The organism is Paenibacillus sp. RS8, from assembly GCF_041956825.1.
Taxonomy (GTDB): domain Bacteria; phylum Bacillota; class Bacilli; order Paenibacillales; family Paenibacillaceae; genus Paenibacillus_AQ.
The window spans coordinates 1,259,799-1,280,423 of the sequence record NZ_CP168131.1; the positions used below are offsets into that span (position 1 = coordinate 1,259,799).

At 44.2% G+C, this 20,625-nt stretch carries 14 protein-coding genes; all 14 read right to left on the reverse strand.

Going from position 1 to position 20,625, the window contains the following annotated elements; all coding sequences use genetic code 11:
• Positions 1-122: 122 nt before the first annotated feature.
• On the reverse strand, positions 123-977 hold the full coding sequence (locus tag ACDZ28_RS06905) for a diguanylate cyclase domain-containing protein (RefSeq protein WP_042131531.1): 855 nt from the start codon (positions 975-977) through the stop codon (positions 123-125).
• Positions 967-3,063 carry a cellulose biosynthesis cyclic di-GMP-binding regulatory protein BcsB gene (locus ACDZ28_RS06910; protein ID WP_076120178.1) on the reverse strand — a complete coding sequence of 699 codons (2,097 nt, stop codon included), beginning with the start codon at positions 3,061-3,063 and terminating at the stop codon, positions 967-969. Before ACDZ28_RS06910 ends, ACDZ28_RS06905 begins: the two co-directional genes overlap by 11 nt.
• Positions 3,064-3,115: 52 nt before the next feature.
• Positions 3,116-4,366 carry a glycosyltransferase gene (locus ACDZ28_RS06915; RefSeq protein WP_042131533.1) on the reverse strand — a complete coding sequence of 417 codons (1,251 nt, stop codon included), beginning with the start codon at positions 4,364-4,366 and terminating at the stop codon, positions 3,116-3,118.
• Between the two features lie 28 nt (positions 4,367-4,394).
• The gene (locus tag ACDZ28_RS06920; protein WP_375104296.1) at positions 4,395-5,951 is read right to left on the reverse strand and encodes a hypothetical protein; all 1,557 of its coding nucleotides are present in this window, start codon (positions 5,949-5,951) and stop codon (positions 4,395-4,397) included.
• Positions 5,948-7,498: a hypothetical protein gene (locus ACDZ28_RS06925; RefSeq protein WP_375104297.1), complete on the reverse strand. Its 1,551-nt coding sequence runs from the start codon at positions 7,496-7,498 to the stop codon at positions 5,948-5,950. The genes ACDZ28_RS06920 and ACDZ28_RS06925 overlap by 4 nt, the downstream gene beginning before the upstream one ends.
• 31 nt (positions 7,499-7,529) lie before the next feature.
• Positions 7,530-8,669 (reverse strand): glycosyl hydrolase family 8, encoded by a 1,140-nt coding sequence (locus ACDZ28_RS06930; RefSeq protein ID WP_076120175.1) that lies wholly within the window; start codon positions 8,667-8,669, stop codon positions 7,530-7,532.
• A gap of 174 nt (positions 8,670-8,843) precedes the next feature.
• Complete coding sequence (locus ACDZ28_RS06935) at positions 8,844-10,892, reverse strand: catalase (RefSeq protein WP_042131536.1); 2,049 nt, start codon at positions 10,890-10,892, stop codon at positions 8,844-8,846.
• A 157-nt stretch (positions 10,893-11,049) separates the two neighbouring features.
• The gene (locus ACDZ28_RS06940) at positions 11,050-16,104 is read right to left on the reverse strand and encodes an S-layer homology domain-containing protein (protein ID WP_375104298.1); all 5,055 of its coding nucleotides are present in this window, start codon (positions 16,102-16,104) and stop codon (positions 11,050-11,052) included.
• Between the two features lie 181 nt (positions 16,105-16,285).
• Complete coding sequence (locus tag ACDZ28_RS06945) at positions 16,286-17,269, reverse strand: potassium channel family protein (RefSeq protein ID WP_375104299.1); 984 nt, start codon at positions 17,267-17,269, stop codon at positions 16,286-16,288.
• A 169-nt stretch (positions 17,270-17,438) separates the two neighbouring features.
• Positions 17,439-17,831, reverse strand: a complete 393-nt coding sequence (locus ACDZ28_RS06950) for a DUF350 domain-containing protein (protein ID WP_042131538.1) — start codon at positions 17,829-17,831, stop codon at positions 17,439-17,441.
• Entirely contained in the window at positions 17,828-18,421 is a 594-nt protein-coding gene (locus tag ACDZ28_RS06955) for a hypothetical protein (RefSeq protein ID WP_197069824.1), read from the reverse strand. The genes ACDZ28_RS06950 and ACDZ28_RS06955 overlap by 4 nt, the downstream gene beginning before the upstream one ends.
• A 39-nt stretch (positions 18,422-18,460) precedes the next feature.
• On the reverse strand, positions 18,461-19,663 hold the full coding sequence (locus ACDZ28_RS06960; RefSeq protein ID WP_375104300.1) for a glutathionylspermidine synthase family protein: 1,203 nt from the start codon (positions 19,661-19,663) through the stop codon (positions 18,461-18,463).
• The gene (locus ACDZ28_RS06965) at positions 19,660-20,346 is read right to left on the reverse strand and encodes a hypothetical protein (protein WP_042131541.1); all 687 of its coding nucleotides are present in this window, start codon (positions 20,344-20,346) and stop codon (positions 19,660-19,662) included. Before ACDZ28_RS06965 ends, ACDZ28_RS06960 begins: the two co-directional genes overlap by 4 nt.
• A 27-nt stretch (positions 20,347-20,373) precedes the next feature.
• Positions 20,374-20,589 carry a hypothetical protein gene (locus tag ACDZ28_RS06970; RefSeq protein ID WP_042131542.1) on the reverse strand — a complete coding sequence of 72 codons (216 nt, stop codon included), beginning with the start codon at positions 20,587-20,589 and terminating at the stop codon, positions 20,374-20,376.
• Positions 20,590-20,625: the final 36 nt, after the last annotated feature.

The following is a 20,625-nucleotide window of genomic DNA, read 5'->3' on the forward strand; positions in this document are numbered from 1 at the left end:
CTAATAAACGTAGGAAAATTCGTAAATCTTACGATTTAGACCACCACTCCATCATACGTGAAATCGACATATAAAGTCAACTAATATCCCATATTCCTTATATTCCCTCGAAGTCAAGCAGCTTATACATCATACTCCAGCTGTTTTTTAGCCTGAACAATGAAATCCAGCGGATTCTCAATAGTGCCCGATTGATACTCTACGGCACCGATTTTAAGACCGAGGCTGACTTTATACTTTTTGACAAATTCAGTGTCATTAAGCTCTTGAAGCTTCAATTTAATCCGATCAATCACAATCTTTGCTCCATCGCTATCAGTGAACAGCAGCAGGCCCCATGTTGCGTCATCTTTGTCTAGTAAATACAGTGCATCATTGGTACGAATGCTCGCCTGACTGAGCTGAGACACGTCGTGAATAGCCTCAGCCAGCTTATCTTCGGGAATGATACGTCTAATCTCATTCCAGTATTTCACTTTCACTACAAGCAGTGTGAGTGGAATCTGATATCGAGTCGAAATGCCTGTAAATAAGGTGGCATCCTTCTGAAAAGAAATGCTGTTTCGCAGATCTGTGTTCTCGTCGATGATAGCCATATTGGCAGTCTTTTTCTCCAAACGTTGATTCTCAGCCTGTAGCTCTCGGTTGCTTAATGTAAATATCCATAGCACCACCGTTAACAATGGGGTCATAATTAGCCAGAAGTACGTGTTCATTCCAATGGTTTCACCCAGAGATATCGTCTGATACATGGTGTAGAATCCGTAAGCAAATATAAACACTAGATTCAAGACTAACCCTGCGGTCACCGTAGTAAAGTACGTAACGATCGCCAGAATAAAAGCTACATTTAAAATGATAATATTCTGGATATAATCATCGGGTGCCCCTGAAATAAAGACAATACAAATATATAGAAGCACCAGGAACGATAAGAGCGCAATATCTGAAATTAAACCGCTGCGATTACGTCTCACGCTTATCACCACGTTTCTTCATATGTTTACGAAGCAGCAGGATCAGCGATAGAATCACCAGCGTCAGCACTAGTACAATTACGATAATGAAGCTCAGTACGTCTGTCCGTTCCGCTATTTTCTTAACCACGGAATCCTCTGCTGCTCCAGTAATGATCTTGAAACGGTGCGCGTTGACATTACCGTCTTTATCCACGATAACCCCATCGCCAAACACCTTCCATTTGTCCCGCTCTGTTGCGATCAGCTTCGTCGCCAAGTAGTACTCTTCAGAGTCAACTGCCGTAACAGCAAGCAACCCTCGTCCAGCCTCAAATGGTGATTCAATCAACTGCAATGTTCCGATTTGCGCTCCATATTGCTCTTCAATACTCATCTTCTCGTTGGAACGGATCGCTGATCCGCTCCCGTTATATTGAAAATAGAGCTTATCATTATGATCACGGATAATCTTATTATTCTTGTACGCGCCTATCGCGATGATATTATTATTCTTCAAATGATCTGCGCTAACGCTATCCGTGTAGAACTGAATGTTCCCTGTATTACCGCTTGCGTATTTTCCAAGCAGATTAAACACATTAGATAAACTCAGATATGCATAATCATCCATTTCTTGTGGCAGAACAACTGCCACTTGATTGTAAATGCCGTCACGTATGAAAGGATACGGATAGTTATTAAACAAGAGCTCCGTCCGATCTTTAGTATTAAGACGCATTACAGAATCCTTACTGATATAAGCCCACGGCGTTTGATCCTTATCCAGGGTACACCCGGCACCCTTCAGCTCCAAATCAAAAGCTACTGTCACCGTAAAATTACCGGAAATATTCAAGTTTTGAGGAACTGGAAGCTCCAGCTTATCGCCATTCGCCAGCTCTTTGGTCAGCTTCTTGCTGCCAATGGGTGTGTTGTTGATGCTGACCGTCATTAATGAACGGTCGAAATCTAAATTCTGTGCATAACGGAAATCGAATCTGATTCTGCCTGAATCTGCAATCGAGCGGTTAGAGGGCAGTGAAACAAAGTAGGTCTGCTCCTGATGACGTGCCCCAGTGAGTTTATCACCCGTTTCTGTAAACGTAATATTGGAGCTAATCGAAAGGGGTGGTGCAGATACTTCTGTAGCATCATCGACCACCTTTAAATCACTGCTGATTTGACCCAATAACTCTTGATTCGCAACAAAACGGCCTGCTTTAATCAGTAAGTTCTCATCCTTCGAGGTTACGACAAGTAGGGGCTGAGTATCCTTATTCACTAACTGCAGTAATGCATGTGTACTTAAATCTTCAGAGGTGCTTAGCTGAGCCTTTAGCGCATTTGGTACTCGGTCATACATAGCTACCAGCACAACCGCAGCTTTATTCTTCACAGCATCTGACCGGTAGGGAAGCATTGGAATCGTTCTATTGTCCAATGTATTCCCCTTCACAAGCCCGGAGAGCGCATAAGTAGCCGACTCCAATTCTGCCCCTGTGCTTTTATCCGGTACGGTCAGAATACTCTGATTCTTCGTTAAGGTATCTATTCCAGAGAAACGATCGCTAAAGTCACTGATCCCACCAGTCAAAGGCTTTGGCGTATACAATACGTTAATACTGGATGTATTAAACAGACGAAGCCAATTATCATAATCATAATCGACAGTACAAGATAACTCATCTGTATTGCTCGACTGTAAATAGCCCTGAATACCAAGCGTATTGGTCCCCTTTTTCAGAAGCTCTTTGGGGGCTTGAAGGACCAGCTGTTGTTCACCGTTGTTCTTTAGAGAGGGTCTAAATGTATAGAATGGGCTGCCATTTAGCGTTAAGGTAACGCTAGAAATCTGCTCCTTGGTAATTTGCGAAATTTGAAAGTGCAGGTTAATTCTGATCTCATCCACATTCCAATAATCCATAACCTCAAAATATTGCTGCTTAGTACTCGAACCCTTTAGCGCAGTATCCGTCCCCGTGAAAGAGGTTGTGTATGTTAATCTTGTATCCTTAGGCGGGGCCTCGGCGGCTGCAATATTCATTTGAATTAGAAAAAGAGAGAGGCAGGTCAACAGTATAACCATTTGTTTTTTCATCATCATGTTCTGTTTCTCCTGTGATCACATATTTCTCATATTACTTCTTTGTTCGTTATTAATAGCGCTCAGTCTTATACCACTTTGCTTCTCTTTTGAAGATGAGGTCTTTGGCATAAAGATATAATCCGTAAGCAGCGACAACCATCCACAGCTGACAATAGGAGATGTACATCAACATTACGATCCATAAATTGGACAAGCTCATCTCGCCCTTCTCTGTCGTCAACGTTATAAAAGTACCTACAACGAACAGAATAATGGCGAGCAACCATAGAAAGTTACTAAGCCCAGCAATAGTAGTATGTACATAGCCCAAAGCATGCAGGATGAGCAGCACATCGGAGGTGATTAACGACAGCAGCAATAAGAAGTAAATGGCTAGAAAGTAAAGAATATCGAATCGGACTTTAGCAGCGGATTTATCGAAAAGCAGGGGGATATTTTTGACAATGACATAGATATTGCCCTTGGCCCAGCGCGTTCGCTGCTTGAACCAGACTTTTAAGGTCTGAGGCTCCTGCTCCCAGGTGACGGATTTCGGCTGGAACTTGATCCGATAACCCATCATATAAATTCTGAAGCTGATTTCTGTATCCTCGGCTATTGCTTTAACATCCCAGCCGCCGATACTTTCTACAATAGACCTGCGCATAATAAAATTAGTGCCGGGGATGGTGCATAGCTTGAACAACTTCCAGCGTCCTGCTTGCGCCATCCATTGAAAAGATAACGTCTCAATATTAATAAACCGGGTAAGTAGGCTCGCATTACGGTTACGGGTTCTAAATTTACCAATTACCGCTCCGAGGCTAGAATCATTCATGATCTCAGCAACCAGATAACGTAGAGCCGTTTTTTCCGGAGTGTTGTCTGCATCATAAATCGCAATTAACTGCCCTTTGCAATGAGTGAAGCCTATATTCAGCGCATTCGATTTGCCTTTGCCACCCGTAATCGAATCTGTATTAATAACGATCAGCTGGCGACCCGGATTTCGATTTTGGATACCCGCCAGTAGTTCAGCACTGTTATCAGAAGAATTATCATTAATCACAATAATCTCATATCGATCTTCCGGATAATCAAGCGCTAGCAGAGACTCCACTGTCTTACAGATTACTACCCCCTCATTGTGAGCAGGAACCATAATTGAAACCAAAGGATATTCGCCCGCTATCTCTGGTATTTCCTCATTTTCAGATTTAATGTAATATAAATAGCCTGCGATAATGAGGGTCACATTTACCAGCAGCAGAGACCAGATACAGATCACTGCAATCACCATCAGTATGTCTGAAATCGTCATAGGATCCTCCAAATCACGATTAGTTGTCTCATTTCAAATACTTTTTCCTATACATTCGGTATCCGATGATCATTAATCCGCCAAATAGCAGCAGAGAGATCATTATGGCAACTATAAAGAATTGATTCTGTATATTAAAAAGCGTAGTAAAGCTCTTCTTCTGCTCTTCTGTATATCGATAATCGCTATCCACCGTTTCTGGCGTATAGTTTAGACTTAAGGGCTGTCCATTAATAGATATCGTCCCTTCTGATGAAGTGATCGTATTGACGTCAGTAACAACCTGATGCCTCTCTTGCTTATAATCTGCAAAAGAAACCCAGTATTGTTCCAACGTCTTCAGCAGTTCCTCAAGCTCTTCCTTATCCTTAGGCATATCTACAGTGATTACCGTATCCATCGGCAGTTCTGGCACAACATTATTGGATGTCTGCAGACCCTGCAAAAAATCAACCGACACACTATACAAAGAGGATGGAAAGGACTTAGAGGTGTCGCTCTGCTCCATATAGTCAACATTTTCATCCGGATACAGTATCACGGAATCGAAAAACCCCATCCCCGCCTCCGAGTATTCCTTGTCATACGCCCAGTGCATCTGTGCTCCGATTCCAAGCGGCCCAATTTTGTTGTGCACCAGCAGATTAATGAACGCGTTCATCTTCGCTTGAAGTGAATGATCCATATTACTAGTACTCGTTGAATGCATCGCAACAGGGGCATTGACCAGAATGCTGCCATTATTCGATTGCACTCTTTTGATAGCTACCAAATAACGCTGCATGGCCGGATAATCGGTATTGCTGAACACGGGTCGTATACTTGCGAGAAAAGGAATCCCCACTTGATACAGCCGCTCCGCAGTCTCTGTCAGCAGTTCCAGATCAGAGAAGGGATAGATTTCCTTGATCGCAAAATACACTTTAGGCGTTGACGTGATATGAAGCCAGTCTTTCAGAACATACGCCATTGCCAACGCACTGACATTCCCTTGTTCAAAATACGGAACATACGCGTCATCCCCTTTACTCACAGCATAGGGTGCTTGCAGGCCATCTTCCTGGAAGGATAGCTTTCCGAGTGACTCTGTCCCCTGACTCCCGGCAATATAGAGCATATCCTGTACCTGAATTGGAATTTCCGAAAACTGCCCGATCTGGAGATCCGCATTCCCGTCATATATCACATCAGTGGTTAACTGTAGCTTCTTTTTCAGCGAGGCTGGAGGGCTGTATCCGATATGTAAATACTGTCCCTGATAATGCTCCCAATCCTCTACATAAAATTTATTAGTAATCAAAATATCCGCTGCGTTACGGACCATGATCACTTTGGAGTAATGATCCAGCATCCCTTGTTCATATTGATCCAGACCCTTAAGTGTTACCCTGATAGAATAGGACGCCAGCAGTCGCTGAAGTTCAGTCACGTTACCTTCCTTCGTTGTACCCTTAGCCAGGCTGTCATAGAGCAGTAGAACCTGCTGTGGCATAGCAGCAGATTGAACAGGTGTAACGGGAACCAGCAGGGCTGTAAGGGTCAACGTCAGTAGCAATATACCGTTTAAGACTCCTCTGATGCTCACACACTCACATCCTTTTGAGGCTTTGTATACGGGCTAGAAGGGATGTTCTTGCTAACCTGCTTAACCTGATTGCTGTTTTTAGAAACTCTGCGCCCAATCACACTGGAAAGGGTCAGAAAAGTGACTAAATCAAAGGATAATGTAAATAAGAACTCATGCTTGGAAATATCGGCATCGCCTGCCCCGATAATCGATACAAAAATACCTGAAAGCCCAATGCCAATAGAAGCGACTATCAATACCAATCGCTGCATACCTCTGAAATCACGGGACTTGATCGCTTTTACAAAGGAAGGCATATAGAGACCGATAACAAGCATCATCCACAGGAAAATAAATCCAAATGTTCGCGGGGCCAGCGTTAATTTCAGTTGACTATATCCGGTGAAAAAGTGGCTCTGTGCCCGAAATTCCTTTCCGACGGATTGCTCGTAGTTCCCCATGGCTGCTGGTTTGATTGAGAATGCACTTTGAGCGGCCACATTAAGAATCGAGTTAAGCTGGTCCGGATTCGTTAAATAATATTTAAGAATGGATACAAATCCATACCGACTGTAGAAATTCTCTTCGAGAAGTGATGAATTTACGTCTATGGTCACGTACTTCTCATAATGAATGCTGTTCTTCAGAATGGCGTATTGCTCATCCATCCCTAACGCTTTTAAAGCAGCCTCTGGATCTGGTGATTCCTTCAGCACCCCTCGGGTCATAGCATGGAATTGGTTAATGTTTACGAACTCGTTTGAAATATTCAAATACGTGAACACACCTGCGAACAGCATCAGAGCAAGAGACGCCATCGTAAGGATGCGGAAGATCTTATCTCTGCGAATCCAGAGAAGTGAACAGCCCAGTAGAGCAATGATCATACCCACTGGAGCATTCTGCTGCTTAGAAGTAGTCAGGATCAACGTACTAATTACGAATAAGGCCAGCATCGCGTAGTCATTGAATCTTTTTTGATATAACATCAGCCATGAAGCGAACATGAAGATCATCGTGATCATCACAACGCTTTCGCCGTAAAAGGAGTTAAAATAAGCCGTATAACCGGTATCTCCGAATATAAAAATAGCAATACCTGCAATGATGAATCCCTGTTTTCGGGACATCTTCCATGTAATAGCCTCTATTAATAAGTAAATTGCGATTACATATAGAATCGTATAAATCGCCGCTTGAAAGCGGATGTCGAATACCTCACTACTGAAGAACAACTTGTTAAGTCCTATAGCCAGCTTGATAAATAAGGACTGAGAGGAAAATAACATTGCACCATTCTCATTAAAATATTGAAAGATCCCGTATTGCTTCACAAAATAACCAAAGTACTGACTATCATAATCCGGCAGATTGAAATAGAGTCCATTACTATAAATGCTACGGAAAAAGTCACCGTTATCCGCCATTCCGACATACGGAGCTGTGAACAACGCGATGACGGTAATAAGCAGCACTCCAAATGCAGCAAGAAATGCAGGAGAAACCGAAAAATTAGCAAGTGTTATGCTTCGCCTTAGAGGTGTTTTCACCGTGTTGTCCATCATGCAGGTTCACCTTCAATACATTAGGTTTAAGTTAATAGACATAGGCCAATAGTGCCATCAAGTTGTCAAAAGAGTAGGCTTGGCCGCTAGCCACATCGCCGAATCCTCCGTATAATGGGCTACCCACATCTGTTACTCTGAACTCGTTCATTCTTTCAATACTTTTATGGTAGAGCGATTCATCGCCGATTTCTGCGCCAATCATAGCTGTTATGGCATAAATGGCTGTAGAACGGATATCATTCAGCGGCTTACCTTCTCTCGAATATTGCCCATACAACGTTCCAGCTTCGACCTGTTGCTTGATAAAATCAATGCTGGTGGATTTCTCCTGTTCTACCTCTGTTAAGGCTAGAATGGATAAAAGCGACTCTACTGTATTGATGTTTTCTGAACTATATTTTCCGGTCTCATAATTAAACCGTGTCTCATAAAAGGGGAATTCATCCGATAAATATCCGTTTTCCAATATTACGTTCATATCATTCGTCAGCTTCTTGCTAAATTGGCTAGGAATCGACAATTTTCGCAAAGTGCCCAAATTAATATAACACAAAGTGACGAATGTGTTTGTTGAAGAATATTCCATATCGTAGAAATCATAAAGCTTCTCATTTTTTACATTATAATCGTAAAATCTTTCGCCATATTTATCCGCTTCAGCTGTATATTGCGTATCACTAAACTTTTCGCCCGCCTCATAAAGAGCTCGAATTATGCGCAAATCATCTACGGCAGCATTCAAGGGGTATAGCTTCTGCTGTTTGGGACTGTAACGGTAGCTGAAACCGCTGTTCATATCAAAGGTTTGCTTAGCTAGTTGCCATTGTTCCGCAAATCTCTCTTGTTGGCCGCTACGCACAGCTGCCAGCATCTGGAGAGATGCCGATTCACTTAGAACCTCGTGTCCACTCGCCACTTCCGCCGACTGATCTGTTTCAATAATATTAGTATATACACCGTACTCGCCTGTGAGCTTCGAGGTAATGAACTGCTCTAAGTTAGCTACTTCCTGGGTCTGGGTTACCGTAGTATCATTGTCTGAATCTGCTGGAGCTGGAGAATTGTTATGAACACTATTAGTCGGATTTGGTGCTGCCGTTTTTTCGCATGCCGTTAACCCGATAACGCCTGCAAATATCGCTAGTGCAGCAATGATTACTTTCCTCAAGTGATCACCTCCTCTTAATATTCTCCTATACTGCTTACTGTCTAGTATTATCTATAACGGTAATATACAACAAAATGTTAAATCAAACTGTGAGCGTTATGTATCTATCCTTGGACAAAAAAAGAGATATCCTTACGCCTTTGGCGAGCGGGATATCCCCTCTGTATCAGTTATTTATTCATTCATACGTTCCCAAAAACGATGGGCAGTAATTGCCGCGACAAGGCTGGCAGCGAAAACCTCTCCGCCATCTCCAATGATTACACCCGGACTGCTTCTATGCTGGGCCGTTTCAAGTAGTTTAGCATTTTCAGTAGTCACCGCGATGGGCTTAAAGTGAGAATAGGCTTGGTTCAGGAATTGCGCTGTATCTTTATGGAATTTCTTATGTTCCGAATTTCCACCAGCTGCATAAATTGCATCAAAGAGCACCGAATCTGTCGTGGATAAGGTATGAATGACTTCAAGCTCTGTCCCCTTCGAGCCTTTAATAAATCCAAGCTTATCACTGATTATCTCCGGCTGGATCCCGGCTCTCATAAGCGTATCCAGAACAGGCATCACCAAGTCTTCATCAAATCTGCCGCCTATAATCACACCTATTTTACGTGTGTTTGGGTGCTTCTTCGTATTTGCCTGACTTAGTGCCGGGGAGATTTGAGCCACCTCGGAACCGCCTGTTATCGGAGGCGTCGCCCCAATAGCTTCTGCTACAGGCACAGCAAGCTCTAACGTAACGTTCGCGAGCATATCTACAACCTGCTGCCGGACAGACTTACTCTTTACCTTCCCGAGCTCGAATGAATAGGCTTCAATAATATGCGTTTTTTCTGGAGCACTCATGCTGTTCCAGAACAGCTTAGCTTGTGAAAAATGGTCTTCAAAGCTTTTGCTCCGGCTACGCACCTTACGGCCCTCAACCTTCTCCTGATAATGTACATAACCACCTTCAGCCTCTGTTGCAGGTGCAGGCGTATTGTTAGCAAGCGAATTATTATGATAGCTCACTGAACCCTGATTAATCGTCTGCCGTCCATACCCGTCACGCTGATTGTTGTGGAAAGGACATACCGGTCTATTGATCGGCAGCTCATGGAAGTTCGGACCGCCAAGCCGAATCAGCTGAGTATCCGTATAAGAGAACAATCTGCCCTGAAGCAGTGGATCATTGGTGAAATCGATGCCTGGCACCACATGTCCAGGGTGGAAAGCTACCTGCTCCGTTTCGGCGAAGACATTATCCACGTTGCGGTTCAAGGTCATTTTCCCAACAATCTGTACAGGTACATCTTCCTCTGGCCATAGCTTTGTAGGATCCAGCACGTCAAAATCAAACTTAAATTCATCTTCTTCACTTAGAAGCTGAATGCCCAACTCGTATTCCGGAAAGTTGCCAGCTTCAATCGATTCCCATAAATCACGGCGATGAAAGTCAGGGTCCACACCTGATATTTTCTGAGCTTCGTCCCACACCAAAGAGTGTACACCGAGCACCGGTTTCCAGTGAAATTTAACAAAATGGGCTTTTCCTTGCTCATTAATCAACCTGAAAGTATGCACCCCAAACCCTTCCATCATTCTGAAGCTACGTGGAATAGCACGGTCCGACATCAGCCACATTGCCATATGGGCCGATTCTTGGTTATTAGCTATGAAATCCCAAAAGGTATCGTGAGCCGATGCCGCCTGAGGCATTTCATTGTGTGGCTCAGGCTTAAGCGCATGTACTAAATCTGGGAATTTGATTGCATCCTGGATAAAAAAGACGGGCATATTATTTCCTACTAAATCGTAATTCCCTTCCTCAGTATAGAATTTGGTAGAGAATCCGCGGGCATCCCGCACTGTCTCAGCTGATCCCCGTGATCCGGCTACCGTCGAGAATCGGACAAACACCGGTGTCTTCACGGAAGGATCTTGAAGGAATTTCGCCTTCGTATATTCTTTCAGTGATTTATATACTTCAAACTCACCATGAGCAGCAAATCCACGTGCATGCACAATTCTCTCAGGGATTCGTTCATGATCGAAATGCGTCATTTTTTCCCGGAAATGAAAGTCTTCCAGTAAGGTTGGGCCCCGATCACCCGCCTTTAAGGAGAACTCGTCCTCTGATACTTTTAAACCCTGGTTCGTTGTTAAGGTGTGACCTTCATCCTTACTGCGAAACTGTTCCAGTTGCTCATTCTTGCTGTTTCCGTTCACTTTTTGATGTTCACTCATTAACAATGGCTCCTTCCGAAGGTAAAGTAAATATTGTCATGTATCTCTTACCCTTAAGGAAAGATTGGCAAACAAAAAAAGGTCGTATCTAGCACCCACTTGGCACTAAACACGACCTTGTCTCAGTGAATCAGCTTATTTCCTATTTTTGTACTTCTTATTTCACATCGTCGCTAAGAGATCTAAGCCATTTCTCGCTTCCATCTCCATTACGAACCGCTTCATGAGAGAACGTAGCTTCCTGTACATCACCGAAGCCCCAATGGTCTTCTGCAACATCCGGGAATAGCGGTGCCAAACCTTTCAACGGTCCGCGATACAGCATACGATTAATCAGGGTTACCGCTTCGACACGAGTGATTGCATTCTTCGGCTTGAAGGTTCCATCCGGATAACCCGTTAGAAACTTTCCGTTATACAATGCTTCAATCGCATTGCCTGACCAATGACCAGAAGTATCCGTGAAATGTGTCACCGCCGGTGTGCCTGTCTCAAGTTTCAGGAAACGAGCCATAACCGAAGCTAACTCTCCTCTGGTTACAGGTGCGTCCGGACGGAACAACCCGCTCGGATCTCCTGTGAAATACCCGTTCTTCACAGCAATGCGGATATAATTGGTTGCCCAATGCCCCGCACGGATATCGCTGTAAGGAAGAGCATAAGTAATAGTCTCATTCTCCGTTAGTCTAGCCACAATTGCAGCCAGTTCTGCCCGTGTTAGAGAGCCATTTAGCTTAAACTCCTTATCCGGGTATCCTAAAATATAACGGTAATGCTTCAGTTCTCCAAAACGATCGGAGTATATATTTACCTTCACCAATGCCTTAGCAGAGGATTGCCCGGAGGTAAACTCTCCCGGTACCGTTAAGGCGACCTCTGCAGCATCGATCAATGGCCACTTTACAACAGGAGTAAAGCTACCGCCCTTGCCCACACCTACGTTCGTTACTTTCCATACGATTACGTTACCCGTAACCGTTCCGCCAGCAGCATCTACAACAACTACCCCATCAGGAAGAGTAATCTTCACCTCACCTGTTGCCGATACAGCGGACGAATCGTTCTTGTAAACTACTGTAATCGGTGACTGCTCATTCTCCTTCACTGTGTTCTTCTCTACAGAGAGAGTAAGTGCTACTTTTACGGCCAGATCAGTCGAAGTCGATGGAGTAGCACCAGAAGTGTTAGGCACTGGCTGAAGCTGTACATCATGCCGCACAATATCTGTACCCACAGAAAGAACAGGACTCTTATAATTAATATATCCCTCATTCGTCACCATTAAGTAATAATCCGTATCTGGATAGACCATGTAAGCATAGAAACCATTACTATCGCTCAACTGCTTCGGACTCGCATTATCATTCGGTGCAAATCCTGCAATCACAGGCAATGTAACCTCCCCATTCGGAGTCAAACCTTTACTAGCATTCCGTGGAGTATCCGCGTAATGCAGCATCACTTTTGCACCCTCAATGACATGACCTGTTACAGCGTCAGTGATCGTACCATAAGGATCAACCAGAGACTGTGAAATATTCAATTCACCAGCGGCAGTTACAGCTACTGTATTACGGCTGACTACAATAGATTTTCCAGATTCCAGTTCATAGCGCACTTCAAGCTCATACTGACCTACAGCAAGGCCCTCTGCATTAAATACGCCCTGCGCCTGTAGTGGGAAAGCCTTAGGTTTACCATTCTCCGATACATAGCTACCATCTTGCTGTTTTAAAAATACACTAGCATGTCCAAGCCATTCGGAGTTCAGCAAGGAAGATTGACCGTTCGTCTGTTTGAAGAGCACCAGACCTGTCAGCGTCTTCTCCGATTCGAAGTTCTCGTCTCCTGAACCCGTTACTTGTCCCACTTTTGCATACTGTTTATACGTAACTGCCGTAGGTACACCGCCCACGTCAACCGTTTGTGTAATCTCCAGCTCATATTTGGCATCGCCTTTAGGCACGACTAGATAATACGCACCCTTCTCATCGGTCACGATATTCTCAATGAAGTCCACACCAGGCTCAATTTTGCCATCACCGTTCAAATCAAGGGTAGCTCGTACTTGAGCACTTGCTACAGGAGTGTTAGATCCCCCCGTTGTAATAAAGCCCTGAATCGAAGCTGGCAAGAATGTAATAGTAATCTCACTCTTAGCTAATAGACCATGCTCGGCATTGTTCACATTAGCTTGAACAGGTATATTCTGCTCGCTAACCCCTGTGATTTGTGCAGAATGATAAGTTACCTTCGCAATACCGTTGTCATCGGTTACTGCGCGATCATTACCTACAAATCCGCCAACAGCTGCAGTAAAGACCACTTCAATCCCCTTGATTGGGTTTCCATTACTGTCTTTGAGGACGGCAGTCAACTCTGTTGTAGCCTTACCGTCACCCAAAATGCGTTCTGGATTTGCACTCAGTATCAACTCCGTTTGAACCACCTGATAGTTGTTGTCTATCAGCTTATCCGCCGCTTCACCAGCTAACGGAGCATCACCTGCACCCCAAGCGCTAAATGAAACTGCATAGCTATTCGCTGTGGTATTCAAAGGCAATACAAACGTGGTGTATTCCCATTGCTTAAATCCGTCAGTCTCGTAAGTAAGCGGATTAGCTAAAGTCAAATTCACGGAAGTATCAGCAACATTCGCCGTTACCTTCTCAGCCGCAAGCGAGCTCACTGCCGACAGTTTAAGCGGTTGACCCGGTATCGCTTTTACGATAGTTGGATCACCTTGTTTCTTATTACCAACCCATCCATTCAGTGCTTTATGAAGTTCAATCTTCACGGTTGCTTCAACAGGACTTGTTTGTCCGTCAGCATCGGTCACAACATAAGTGAAGCTGTCTTTACCCGAAATAAAATCAGAGTTTGGCGTGTAAATCCATGTATCCCCTGCCGGATTGCCTGGATCAGCAGGTGTTAATATTCCCTTCAGTGGAGGTGTAGCAATGCCGTACGTAAGACCTGTAACCGTTTCGCGGTCAGTCCCCTTCAGTACAACAGTAAGGGAAGGTACACCCTCGTTTCCTTCTACGCTCAGTGCATTAGCCACCGGCAGTCCATTATAAGTAATGATGACCTCGGCAAGATTCTCAGAGTATACCTGACCATCATACCCTTCCCACTTGAATTTCACTTCTGTACCTTCTGCCAGTTTAGTATCTGGAACAAAGGTAAGACTGCCAAGATCAGCTTTACTCAGAACTGCTGGAATACCTGGCTCAAGATAGACTGCTTCTGTCACCGTATTGTTATAATACAGCTGCCCATTAGCAGCAAAGTCTGCTGGAAGAGTGATCCTTACCGTGCTCAGATTGCTATTATCATCCTTATAGACATTTGCGAAATCATCTGTTGTAAAAGGAATAGCAGCTCCATGAGCACCTGTCTTATGAATATCTGCAACTACTGGTGGCGCATTGATGGTAATTGTAACATTCTTACTTTCCTTCGCGTATTGCTTGCCATCTGTGCCATTCCATTGGAAAGCCACTGTACCCGTGGTCTCCGCTGTCGGAATAAAGGACAGACTGGCCAGATCTGCCGCGCTGATCTCAACTACCGGAGTCACCGTCTGTTCAGGTCCATTACCTACACGGTAAACAAGCTTACCTTGACCTTCCGCTGGAACCGTAATGATCTTGACCTTAGTAAGCGGATCGTTCTTGCTGTTTACGAATTTATCCGTGAAGTCTTTAGCAATAAAAGGAACAATATTTCCTTTCTGACTCGACTTCTCAATATGACCCACTGTTGGTGCTGCCGTTGCTGTAAGCGTAACTACAGCATCCACCGCCCCGTATTTCGAGCCATCATACCCATTCCATTTAAAATCAATATTCCCAGTAAAACCGGTAGTCACTGGAACAAAGGTTAATTGCCCAAGATCATTCACCGAAATTTCATCACCGGCTTTTACTGCCGTTTCATTTAATACTAATTGGCCTTTTTCAGCATCCGGCAATGTAACGATCTTTACCTTCTGCAGTTTAGAACCATAGGCATTACCATTAATTTGATAGTATTTGCCGGAAAATTCATTGGCATTAAAGGCTGTTGGCTCATATTGCAACCCTGCCTTGGTAATATCCTTCGCCACCGGATCGAAGGTTGAAAAAGTATAAATATGCTGAGCCTCGCCCGGATTTGTATATTTTTCTCCGCTAGTTCCGCCTCCACGGTCATCAAACAGAATCACATTTACCGTGTATTCTTTAGACGGACTAAACGTACTGTCCGTAAATTCAGTTTTCCAAGTCTGCTCTTGTCCAGCAGTTGGCTCTTCAAACAGCTTTTTATCGAGCCCTACATTCTTATCGATTAACTCGCCGTCAAACTCTCTCTTCTCAACAACGCTTACTTCCATGGAATAATCTTTACCCGGTAGCTTAGGAATAAAGCTGGTATCCAGAGTGATCTTTCCATTCTCCACCTTAATCCCTACATTATCGATCTCTCCGGTCTGCCGTTCACCACCATCAATAACTAGCTGGGCCCAATCCACCTTCATGGTCCAGTTGGTATTAGGGACCACTGAATCCCGGCTCTCTTTATCATTAAAATAATGATGAATCGACAAGCCCACATAGTTGTCGCCTAGAGCAATTCTTCCAAGATCCTCTTTCTTGAAGGGTAAAACTGTTGTATTCCATTGCTCATTTTGCCCAGAAAGCGTTCCCAAGTAGGCGCTTCGAGTAAGTTCTTTCAGATAACCCTGTCCACCGGTACCTACACCGGAAGCGGCGACGGATGTTTTCCATTTACCAGAAGTTTGCCAAGCTGTATAAGGGTTTACAAGTGCAATATCAGCAGGATTTTTGGAGAAATATACTCTATCCCATTCACCATTTGAACCCGCTTTTGTTAGTGATGCGATCTCATCCACATCGTAAGCACGAATCAGCATATTAGCGCTCTGCGTCGGAAGCTTAGCAACTGCCTTGATCTTAAACTCAATCGGATACTTACTATAGTTATCCGCGGTTGTTTTGTTCTGATTCTTAATATCCACGTCCATGTCACCATCGGCTGCTTCCGTACCTAACGGACCCCCACCCCAATTATCGGTGTCCGTAAAATAAGTTTTACCAGATGATGCATCGGCAGCTTGTACTATGCCGAAAGTCTGTAGCATTGGGCCTGCCAACAGCACTACAGACAACAAAATACCAACTATTTTCTTAAATATTTTTCCATCCATTCTGTATTTATCCTCCCTAGTATAGTTCTTAGGACATAATAAACCATAATAAGGAGTGGATCTGAACAAAATCTGAACAGAAAACAATTTTAACAGTGAAATAAGTCACATTTTATCAAAAAAGGCGGAATCCCGCGAAGCCTCAGCTTCCGAAAATCCGCCTAATCCGTTTATTTCTGGTCTAACCCTTAATCCTACGATACGTCTCTTCATCGGAAACAACATACAATCTAGCATCCTTAGGAATAGCCTGATCCAGCTTTCGATTAATACTTAGGTCGCTACGATCCGCTAATAAGGTTGCACCTTGCAAGAGCAGGTTCTGAAACGCGTCCCCATAAGTCTTCCATGAATTATTCAATGGAATCTCATAAATATCATCACCATATTTACGGCTCAGCAGCTGCGTTATCACCTCAGAGTTGCCCTCTTGGAGCGCAGAACGAACAGCCAGTCTAGAGATGGCATCATGTGAAAGCACGAACTCGTTTACCTTGACATGCCTGAAATTCTGTATATTCTTCTCTTGCATTATTTCTACAGTCGTATGTACTTGTGGCGCAATTCGCTCAATACTAGAGGCAATTAACAAAGATTTGCCGTCGATCAGCGATGCTTCATCAATCCTTGTGTCCCCGAACACAATGGCTGCTCTTGCTTCATGGATGTTAGCCTTAAGAAGAATCTCATCACTGGAGGCATCGCCGCTTATAAAGTGAACTTGATCCATATGCTCCAGAGGATGACTTCCTGTCTCATCAATGATGACAATATGGCATTTTGGCGAATAGCATAGAATCTCCTCTACGGCAGCTTGTGCTTTCTTACTCCAATTAATTAGAATCACATGATCCTTTCCACGAAAGCTCAACGTTCCCGCTCCTCTCCTTCTCTGCACCTCCGCAATGGAGTCAATGACCTTACCAATAACCAAGCTGAGGAGGCCGATACCAAAGATATATAGAAACATGGTAAATAGCTTTCCAACTACGGTCTCTGCAAAATAATCCCCATACCCTACGGTCGCCATCGTTGTCATGACCCAATAAAATGCATTAAACCAACTGTGAAACGTACCCGGCTCGATCAGGTAAGCAATCGACGCACTAAGAATTATAAAGATCAGAATGATTAACCCTATCGTCCGTTTACGTAACCGCATCATCTTGGTGGAAATTCTCAGAAACAAATGCATCTGCCCACCCCTTCTTCACATCAAGCTAACACGCCTTCGGTGTCCTTTAAGAACAGTAAGCGTTTATGAGAGAAATATAGGCTGCCACTCGACGGATGGATCGGGGCAACCTTTGTCCTTAGCCTATTTCAAGTTCGAACTAAACAATTAAACTGCTGACCGCAAATGCAGTCCCAATAAACACCAAGCAAAGCATAGTGCCTACAGCCACATTCCCTTTCTCCAGATGCTCTGAAATCTTAAAGGTTGGGGTTGCCAATTCAAAGATCCAATAAGCCGCTATCAAGCACACATAACCTACCGCAAACCAAATGATCATGTGCAGAATGGAGGTATTCGTATACGCCGCTACGCCAATAATAATAGCCGTTGCCAGAAACTTGCCGCCTAAAGCCAAGGCTACAGCCACATTGCCTTTCTTCAGCTCCTCCATATCTTTAAACGGAGTCATCAAACCAAAGATCACCATGCCTAACACTTGCAAAAGAATAATCACAAACACACTCACAACCAAATTAACCACCATCGTCACTTTGCCCACCCCCGAAATTTCGCATACGCCGAATCATAATCGGCAAAATCATGTACTTCCTCAAGGACTACGGAAGCGGTTTTCTGTTTCTCTAATGCTGTATAACGTTCATCATCAATCGGCTGCTTAATCCGATTACCTGAAGGGAGTTCAAGCACCGCAAAGTTCCTTGTCTTATCCTTATATTTAGTCTTGTATACCCCTACAAGATCAACATCAGTCGTTACCGATACTTTTAGATTGGTAAGATCCTCTGCTGCCGTTTTTTCATCTGCATAAGACTTAATCGTGCTCCATGAAGACAGGCGAACTTCGTTCTTCTGGTCAGCGTCCGTAATTAGCTCGGCATCCATGAACTGAAGAGTCCAAATTTTATCGCCAGTAGCATAATTCCCGTCATTCGGTAGCAGTTCATTATCCGGCAAAACCGTCATGTCACTCCCAATTAAATCCCCTACGGTACTCTCTACCACCCGGTAGTCCCACGGTACCCTTGCTACACTATCTGAAGTTTCAGCTGTTCCTGAATCAAATACACTGCCCTGATTACTGGAACATGCGCTAAGCAGCAGTACCGTCAAAAGCATCATACATAAGACTCCGATTCGGGTTTTCTTGCTCTTATCCAATTATCTCACTCCCAACGCAATAAAATGACTGGCATTGCCTGTAATCAATCCACCCGCTCGGCCGAGCATACCACAAGGCTTCCCGTTAATCACGAACATGCCTGTCAGCAGATGAAATTCACCCTCTGAAGTCGTTATCTGTGCTAAATCGGCTCTTTTTTGATACACAGTAGGGAAAAGCTGACTACTGTCATAACCGTCTTCATCTTCAAGCTCTAGCGCACCGCTATCATCAAACATGCGCACCGAACCTCCTTCACGGCCAAAAACAGATTTGGACACAAAGTTTCCAGAGAATACAGGCTTATTATAAGTAGGCAAAATATAGCGCGAGATCGTCTCTCGCTCTTCCTTATCGAATAGCAGGCCCAGCTCATACATACCCCACACCGCTGCAACCAGCCCCTTGGACTGGAGCAATATACTGTGAGGGCCGTTAAAGAGTTGAAGATTCCCTTGCTCTACCGCATAAGCGAGGGCATCCCCGCCTTCATCAACAGCCATCCACTCCTTAGGATATAGGGCGAACATCCGCTCAATCACACGGTCCTCCCCATCCTTGAGAATTCCGTTGTCGACCCACAAATCAAGGCAATCCACACACCGAATATCGAGACCACTGTGCTTTACTAATGCTTCAATCGTACCTGAATCTTCGAGATGAGATCCATAAGCCACACATGCTGCAGTATCCGGACGTTCTACCTTCCAAGCTGCCGCAACTTGTTCCTTCATCCCTTGATTTGGACTCTGCACACCAGCTTGCTCACAAATCCATGGTGTAGCTATCGAGGCTTCCACATAACCTGTCGGGGTATCCGCATTTAATTCAAGTAGCTTAATCGTCCCATCATGGGCTATGGCAAAGTCGAATCTGGCATACCGACTAATAAAGCCTTCTTCTGGCATAGGACATCCATCAAGCATCTCCCAAAGTACAGGGGGAATCCCCAGCAGTTCATATAAATCGCGCTTTAGATGTACATAGCGAACGGCCTTATCGAGGATGATCCAGAGTTTTGACGAGGCTTCTTCAAGCTCCTTATAAGTGTCCCTGCGCATTACAGCAACTGCATCTAACCAATACTCTTCATCCTCAAGATCCGCCCAAGTGAACCCAAGCTCATACAACGCTTTGACCCGCGGGCCTCTTTCAAGCTCAGACTGATCTAGAATTTCAAATACACTCTGCTGCTCACTCATCCGCCAAAACCACTCTTGCTTGAGCCTGATCTCGAAGAGGACTTCGAGCCTGAGCTAGATTTAGAGTTCTTCGATGAATTTAATCCGCTGGAAGTGCCACCGATTCCATTCTTTGAAGAAGAACCTCTTCTCGTAATGGAACCTGTTGAGGAAGTCGATGTTTTGGGCTTCACAACAGATCCGGGAACCTTCTTATTCTGGAACTTCTCACTACTATAGGTAGGCGGCTTATAAGTTGTTCTCGTTCCACCATAATAAGTTGGACGGTCCTTAGACCACCCTCTGGAAGAGTAGTTGCCACCACTATTAAACAACATGTGATACAACAGTAAATCATCCCAACCAAAACCTGAATGATAACCGCCATAGTTATTCACTACCGTCGTTCCATTATTGGTAACAACACCCTGACCTTCCTGTTCTACCTCTTGTTCACCTTCTGGATATGGAATATTCCAATCCACATTTTTGTCAAAATAGGCTTTAACCTCTTCGGTAGACCAAGACACTAGCTGTGGTTCATCTCCAGAAGTATTTGCGCTAGCCCCTGCGCCGCCAGGAATAAACATAGCATTCGCTAACAACGCTATGCCTAGCGAAGTAGATAATACTCGAATGGGCTTACCATCAGAGGTGAATAGTTTGGATACAGCAAGTTCCTTATCCTTTTCATCTTTAGACATCGCAAGGTTCTCCTTCCTTTATCTCAATCATTCAGTGTGCATCGGAACAAGCAGAAGCTCCAGCTTGCCTTCATCGACATTCAGCCGTCCTTCAACCGTTTCATATTCAACACTGCCCACCACAATATAATTGACATGCTCTAGCGCTGCGATCATATTCATGCTCCACGTGCGTTCCTCAATGACTCGCAGCCCGCCTTCCGGCATTTTTTCAAATAAGATAACATTCATCCCATTGTCCATTATTACCATTCCTTCCTAAGTTCTGCTATAGCATCT

What these genes read in the sequence shown, in the direction of transcription:
- ACDZ28_RS06925 (WP_375104297.1), bottom strand. Translation starts at nt 7,498, where the DNA reads ATGATGGACAACACGGTGAAAACACCTCTAAGGCGAAGCATAACACTT.
- ACDZ28_RS06915 (WP_042131533.1), bottom strand. Translation starts at nt 4,366, where the DNA reads ATGACGATTTCAGACATACTGATGGTGATTGCAGTGATCTGTATCTGG.
- ACDZ28_RS06960 (WP_375104300.1), bottom strand. Translation starts at nt 19,663, where the DNA reads ATGAGTGAGCAGCAGAGTGTATTTGAAATTCTAGATCAGTCTGAGCTT.
- ACDZ28_RS06940 (WP_375104298.1), bottom strand. Translation starts at nt 16,104, where the DNA reads ATGGATGGAAAAATATTTAAGAAAATAGTTGGTATTTTGTTGTCTGTA.
- ACDZ28_RS06945 (WP_375104299.1), bottom strand. Translation starts at nt 17,269, where the DNA reads ATGATGCGGTTACGTAAACGGACGATAGGGTTAATCATTCTGATCTTT.
- ACDZ28_RS06965 (WP_042131541.1), bottom strand. Translation starts at nt 20,346, where the DNA reads ATGTCTAAAGATGAAAAGGATAAGGAACTTGCTGTATCCAAACTATTC.
- ACDZ28_RS06935 (WP_042131536.1), bottom strand. Translation starts at nt 10,892, where the DNA reads ATGAGTGAACATCAAAAAGTGAACGGAAACAGCAAGAATGAGCAACTG.
- ACDZ28_RS06955 (WP_197069824.1), bottom strand. Translation starts at nt 18,421, where the DNA reads ATGATGCTTTTGACGGTACTGCTGCTTAGCGCATGTTCCAGTAATCAG.
- ACDZ28_RS06970 (WP_042131542.1), bottom strand. Translation starts at nt 20,589, where the DNA reads ATGGACAATGGGATGAATGTTATCTTATTTGAAAAAATGCCGGAAGGC.
- ACDZ28_RS06910 (WP_076120178.1), bottom strand. Translation starts at nt 3,063, where the DNA reads ATGATGATGAAAAAACAAATGGTTATACTGTTGACCTGCCTCTCTCTT.